The sequence below is a fragment of the Streptomyces sp. NPDC059456 genome (assembly GCF_042750055.1).
Taxonomy (GTDB): Bacteria; Actinomycetota; Actinomycetes; order Streptomycetales; family Streptomycetaceae; genus Streptomyces.
This window is the reverse complement of record NZ_JBHYVA010000612.1, coordinates 1-5256: the sequence shown is the minus strand read 5'-3', so window position 1 is coordinate 5256 and position 5256 is coordinate 1. Positions and strand designations below refer to the sequence as shown.

Below are 5256 nucleotides of genomic sequence, written 5' to 3'. Positions count from 1 at the left end.
CCCGCCCGGGGGTGCCGCCCTCCGCGGGGGGGGGGCGGCCGGGGGCGGGGGCGCCGCGGCGGGGCCCCCCGGTCGCCGGGGGCCCCCCCGCGGGCTTGTCGTGCACGCCCCGGGGGTGTCGGCCCCCGGGGTGGTCATCCGGCCGGCGTCAGCCGCCCAGCTCCTGGTGACGGGCGGTCAGCGCGGCCGCGCCGGCCTCCGTCAGCGAGCCGAACAGACGCAGGCGGGAGAAGCCGCCGTCCGGGAAGATGTCGATCCGGACGTGGCTGCCGACCGCCGGGGTGTCCAGGACGAAGCGGTGGTTGGTGTCGGGCTGCAGGCGGGTGCGCGGCAGGAACTCCGTCCACTCGCCCTCCTCGCCGGACTTGACGGACAGCGAGGCCCAGCCGGCCGAGTTGCCCTTCAGGTAGGCGGTGTCGATCTCGACGGCGCGGATCTCGGAGTCGGCCACCAGCTGGTAGCGGATCCAGTCGTTGCCGTTGTCGCGGCGGCGGGCGGTCTCCCAGCCGTCGTCCATCTTGCGGGAGCGGCCCGGGTTGATGGTGTTGGTCGGCGGGGAGTAGAAGCGGTTGGAGGCGTCCTGGACGGAGCCGCCGTTCTCCAGGGCCACGACGTCGAAGGAACCGAGCGCGTCGAGCCACTTCGGGTCGGGCAGGACCTCGCCGTAGACGCGCAGGCGGGCGATGCCGCCGTCGGGGTGCTGGTTGACGCGCAGGTGCGTGAAGCGCTGCGGGGCGTCGATCTCGAAGCCGTTGGCGGCGTGGCCGCCGACCGGGGTGCGGGGGACGATGGTCGTCCACTTCACGTCGTCGCCCTGGAGCTCCTCCGGGGTCGGCGCGAGGGCGCCCGCCCAGTTGGTGGCCTCGACGGAGACGGCCTGCGGCATGTTGCCGCGGAAGTGGGCGGTGTCGACGACGATCCCGCGGATGACGCCGGGGGCGCCCAGGCGTACGAGCGCCCAGTCGTGGTCCTCGGGGGTCGGCCAGGGCTGGGTGGCCGAGACGCCGCGGCGGCGGCGGGTCTCCCAGCCGTCCATGACCTTGCCCTTGTGGCCGAAGTCCTCGGGGTCGAAGTGCGCGGCCTCGGAGATCAGCAGGTTCTCGCGCTGGGCGAAGAACTCGTCGTTGGCGGCGATGACACCGGCGCCCAGCTCACGGGCGGCCAGGTTCGCGTACTGGGTGAACGGGAAGTCCGCGGTGCGGTAGTCCGCGTACGGGTCGCCGCCCCCGTACGGGTTCGCGTTGCCGGTGAAGGATTCAGTCGCCACTGGTCAGTTCTGCCTTTCGAGGAGGAGGCCCGTGGGCTCGGTCGGGGTGCCGTGGTCGGCGATCTGCGTGCCGCGCAGCCAGGTGGACTTCACGACGCCGTGCAGGGTCTTGCCCGCGTACGCCGTGACCTGGTTGCGGTGGTGGAGTTCGGCCGGGTCCACGGTGAACGTTTCTTCGGGGGCGAGCACGGCGAAGTCGGCGTCCCGGCCGGCCTCGATCGCGCCCTTCTGCGCCAGCCCGGCGAGGGCGGCCGGGGCCGCGGACATCCAGCGGACCACGTCCTCCAGGGTGCGTCCGCGGCGGCGGGCCTCGGTCCAGATCGCCGGCAGGCCGAGCTGGAGGGAGGAGATGCCGCCCCACGCGGTGGAGAAGTCGCTGGTCTTCAGGTCCGCGGTGGAGGGCGAGTGGTCGGAGACGATGCAGTCGATGGTGCCGTCGGCGAGCGCGTCCCACAGGAGGTCCTGGTTGGCGGCCTCGCGGATGGGCGGGCAGCACTTGAACTCGCTGGCGCCGTCCGGCACTTCCTCGGCCGTGAGGGTGAGGTAGTGCGGGCAGGACTCGACGGTGATCCTGACGCCCTCGGCCTTGGCTGCGGCGATCAGCGGCAGCGCGTCGGAGGAGGACAGGTGCAGGACGTGGACGCGCGCGTTCAGCCGCTTCGCCTGGGCGATCAGGTTGCCGATCGCGGTGTTCTCGGCGTCGCGCGGGCGGGAGGCGAGGAAGTCGGCGTACTTGGGGCCGGGGACGACCGGGGCGGAGTCCAGGTGGTGCGGGTCCTCGGCGTGCACGATCATCAGGCCGCCGAAGCCGGTGATCTCGGCGAGCGAGGTCGCCAGCTGCTCCTGGTCGAGCTCGGGGAACTCGTCGACGCCGGAGGGCGACAGGAAGCACTTGAAGCCGTAGACGCCGGCGTCGTGCAGCGGCGCCAGGTCCTTGACGTTGTCCGGCAGCGCCCCGCCCCAGAAGCCGACGTCGACGTGCGCCTTGGCCCGGGCGACCTCCTGCTTGACGCGGAGGTTGTCGACCGTGGTGGTCGGCGGCAGGGAGTTCAGCGGCATGTCGAGGATCGTGGTGATGCCTCCGGCCGCGGCGGCGCGGGTGGCCGTCCAGAAGCCCTCCCACTCGGTGCGGCCCGGGTCGTTCACGTGCACGTGCGTGTCGACCAGGCCGGGGAGCAGGACGTCGTCGCCGAAGTCCTCCAGCCGGGCGCCGGCCGGCACCCCGGCGTCGTGCGGCAGTACGGCGACGATCTTCCCGGCGGCGACGGCGACCGAAGCGGCGCGCGTCCCGCCGGGGGTGATGACGCGAGTCGAGCGCAGTACCAGTTCCACGTCGTCGGACACGCCGGAACCTCCCCATCTACTTCCACAGAGCGAAATTCAACGTTCTGTTGACGGAGTCTCGCCGCCGATCCGGGGCCAGTCAAGAGCCGCCGGACAGAGCACCGACACACGAGTGCCGCAATTGGATGTTTCCACAGGATGGAATTAAGATTTCACTATCCAGAATGTAGCTATCACCACCGGGGGCCGGGCAGGTAACTTCCCGAGGACGTCCGCCACCCGGACAAACCCCCTCTGACCGGCGGGGACGGCTTCGCCCCGGCTCTAGGGCCGACGCCGACCGACCGGTAGGCTGCTTCCTTGCCCGCCAGCACCGAAAGGACCGCGCCGTGCCGACGTCCAGCGCCAGCACCACCGACGCTTCCGCCAAGTCCACCGCCGGCGGCGGTGGCGTCCAGTCCCTCGAGCGCGCCTTCGATCTGCTCGAACGCATGGCCGATGCCGGGGGCGAGGTCGGTCTCAGCGAGCTCTCCACCGCCAGCGGTCTGCCGTTGCCCACCATCCACCGCCTGATGCGCACCCTCGTGGCGTGCGGCTACGTCCGCCAGCAGCCCAATCGACGGTACTCCCTCGGGCCCCGGCTGATCCGCCTCGGCGAGTCCGCGTCGCGCCTGCTGGGGACCTGGGCCCGGCCGTACCTGGCCCGCCTGGTCGAGGAGACCGGCGAGACGGCCAACATGGCCCTGCTCGACGGGGACGAGATCGTCTACGTCGCCCAGGTGCCGTCCAAGCACTCCATGCGCATGTTCACCGAGGTCGGCCGCCGGGTGCTGCCGCACTCCACCGGCGTGGGCAAGGCGCTGCTCGCGTACACCCCCGCCGAGGAGGTACGGGCCCTGCTGGCGCGCACGGGGATGCCGGCCGCGACCGAGAAGACCATCACCACCCCCGAGGGCTTCCTGGAGGCCCTGGAGCAGGTCCGCAAGTCGGGCTACGCCGTCGACGACAACGAGCAGGAGATAGGAGTCCGCTGCCTCGCCGTGTCGGTGCCGAACTCGCCGACCGCCGCCGCGATCTCCATCTCGGGTCCGGCCGGCCGGGTGACCGAGGCCGTGGCCGAGTCCTTCGTGCCGATCCTGCAGAACGTCGCGGCCGAGCTGTCGGTGGCGCTGCAGAGCCAGAGCCCCGCCTAGGTTCCGTACGGACGAAGGCCCCGGCCCCCCCCCTCCGGGGTGGGGGGGGGCCGGGGCCTTCGCGTCCGGGCCGGTGCTCAGCCGGCCGGGGCCGGCGCGGACTCCGCCACCGTCAGGCGGCCGTCCGTCATCGTCGCCGTCCGGTCCATCCGCTCCAGGTGGGCGTGGTCGTGGGTGACCAGCACGGTCGCGGTGGAGCGCTCCCGGGTCAGGGTGACCAGCAGGTCGAGGACGGCCGCGCCGCGCTCGTGGTCCAGGGCGCTGGTGGGTTCGTCGACCAGGAGCACGGCCGGCTCGTTCATCAGGGCGCGGGCGATGTTGACGCGCTGGCGCTGCCCGCCGGAGAGCTGGTGGGGGCGCTTGTCCGCCTTGTCGGCGAGCCCCACCGCGTCCAGCAGTTCCAGCGCCCGGCGGCGCACGGTCCGCGCGGGGCGGCCCGACAGGTGCGCCATCACCTGGAGCTGCTCGGCGGCGGTGAGCGAGGCCGGCAGGTTCGGCTGCTGGAAGACGATGCCGATCTCCTCCCGGCGCAGGGCCGCCTTCTCGGCCCGGCTCAGCCGTGCGGTGTCCTGCCCGGCCACCACCACCTGCCCGGAGTCGGGGGTGACCAGGGTCGCGGCGACGGCCAGCAGGCTGGACTTGCCGGAGCCGGACGGGCCGATCACCGCGGCCAGGGTGCCCGCCGGGACCTCCAGCCGGACCCGGTCGAGCGCGGTGAGCCGGCTCTCGCCGTCGGGGTAGGTGAGCGTGACGTCGTGCACGAGCAGGGTCATCGGGCGCTCCCGAGGGCGGTCAGCGGGTCGACGGCGGTGATCCGCCGGATGGACAGGGCGGCGCCCAGCGCGCCGAGCACGATCATGATCGCGGCGGGCACCAGCACGGTCGCGGTGCCGAGGACGAAGGGCACGTCGCCCCCGCTGATCAGCGCGCCGAACCCGGCGGCGAGCGCCGTACCGAGCCCGGTGCCGATCGCGAGCATGACCACGGCCTGGCCGAGGGCGTCCTTCAGCAGGTACGGGGTGGACGCGCCCAGTGCCTTCAGCACCGCGATGTCGCCGCTGCGCTGGATCGTCCACACCGTGAAGAAGGCCCCTATGACCAGGGCGGAGATGACGAAGAGGAAGCCGCGCATCAGCTGGAGCGAGCCGTTCTCGGCCTGGTAGGACCCTATGGCGCCGAGCGCTTCGTCGATGGTCTGCGCCTTGGTGGCGGCGGCCGCGTCCCCGGCGGCGAGATCGGCGGACGCGGTGGTGTCGAGCGCGATCACGGTGGCGACGGTGCCGGTGGCGGTGCCGGGGTTGCCGATGCGCTGCCAGTCGTTCAGGTCCGTCCAGACGACAGGGGTGTGGCTGTACGCGGCGGTGCCGGAGACGGCCGCGACGGTCAGCTCCAGCGGGCCGATCTTCAGCCGGTCGCCGGCGGTCAGGCCGCCGAGCTCCTTCGCGGCCTTCTCGGTGAGCACCGCCCGCCCCCGGGCGAGACCGCCGCCGCGCGGCGGGAGGGGCCCGGACG

5 protein-coding genes are annotated in these 5256 nt (G+C 73.0%); 1 reads left to right on the top strand and 4 read right to left on the bottom strand.

The genetic code is table 11. The annotated features are described in order from the left end of the window. Positions 1-148: 148 nt before the first annotated feature. Both alc and allB read right to left on the bottom strand, forming a co-directional pair. Positions 149-1267 carry an allantoicase gene (gene alc, locus ACFXA3_RS34720; protein WP_385193663.1) on the bottom strand — a complete coding sequence of 373 codons (1119 nt, stop codon included), beginning with the start codon at positions 1265-1267 and terminating at the stop codon, positions 149-151. A 3-nt stretch (positions 1268-1270) separates the two neighbouring features. After that, positions 1271-2611 carry an allantoinase AllB gene (gene allB, locus ACFXA3_RS34715; RefSeq protein ID WP_385193660.1) on the bottom strand — a complete coding sequence of 447 codons (1341 nt, stop codon included), beginning with the start codon at positions 2609-2611 and terminating at the stop codon, positions 1271-1273. Positions 2612-2940: 329 nt separating this feature from the next. On the opposite strand from allB, the gene ACFXA3_RS34710 reads away from it, so the two are divergent. After that, complete coding sequence (locus tag ACFXA3_RS34710) at positions 2941-3744, top strand: IclR family transcriptional regulator (RefSeq protein WP_385193658.1); 804 nt, start codon at positions 2941-2943, stop codon at positions 3742-3744. Positions 3745-3821: 77 nt separating this feature from the next. Here ACFXA3_RS34710 and ACFXA3_RS34705 read toward each other — a convergent pair whose 3' ends face one another. Both ACFXA3_RS34705 and ACFXA3_RS34700 read right to left on the bottom strand, forming a co-directional pair. Further along, positions 3822-4517, bottom strand: a complete 696-nt coding sequence (locus ACFXA3_RS34705; protein ID WP_385193655.1) for an ABC transporter ATP-binding protein — start codon at positions 4515-4517, stop codon at positions 3822-3824. Then, positions 4514-5256: ABC transporter permease (locus ACFXA3_RS34700; protein ID WP_385193652.1), on the bottom strand; the 743-nt coding region annotated here is incomplete at its 5' end. The genes ACFXA3_RS34705 and ACFXA3_RS34700, both read right to left, overlap by 4 nt.

Bases quoted from the DNA above. Each gene is read 5' to 3' on its own strand.
- ACFXA3_RS34705 (WP_385193655.1), bottom strand. From the start codon at position 4,517: ATGACCCTGCTCGTGCACGACGTCACGCTCACCTACCCCGACGGCGAG.